This window comes from Scandinavium hiltneri (assembly GCF_024764835.1).
In the GTDB taxonomy this organism is placed as follows: Bacteria; Pseudomonadota; Gammaproteobacteria; order Enterobacterales; family Enterobacteriaceae; genus Scandinavium; species Scandinavium hiltneri.
The window spans coordinates 1-439 of record NZ_JALIGE010000029.1 but is presented as its reverse complement, the minus strand read 5'-3'; the positions used below and the strand labels follow the sequence as shown (position 1 = coordinate 439).

Genomic DNA, 439 nt, shown 5'->3' with positions numbered 1-439 from the left:
CGCTACAACAGTCCGTTGGGGCGCTGAACCTGTTGGGGCAGCAGATCCAGTCAGCCAAGTCACAGGCGGATACCGCCCGGGCCGCGCTGAAGCAACCCGACGACCTGAAAGCAGTGTATAACCAGGCCTATGACAAGATCGTCACCGGGCCGGCCAATGCGCTGATGCCGGTTATTCCTACTACCGCCAGTTTCGTTCAGGATCTGGTGCAGGTTGGGGATTTCCTGCGTACTCAGGGTAATCAGGTGAGCTTTAATAATAACGGCGTGCAGTTCCGTACCTCCCAGCAGGCAACGCAGTACAACACCATGATGTCGAATCTGGTGGCCAAGCAGCAGGATTTACTGAACGCACAGAAAACCGTATCAAGCGTTACCCAGTAATAGTGTAAACGCAGAAGCCGGCATCGCGGCTTCTGCTATTTTCCTCCCGCCATTGC

Annotated in this window: 1 protein-coding gene; it reads left to right on the top strand. The window is 55.4% G+C overall.

Annotated features, from left to right (window positions below; genetic code table 11):
• The coding region (locus tag MUU47_RS00120) for a DUF3053 family protein (RefSeq protein ID WP_258986107.1) at positions 1-383 on the top strand (383 nt) is incomplete at its 5' end.
• Between the last annotated feature and the right edge of the window lie 56 nt (positions 384-439).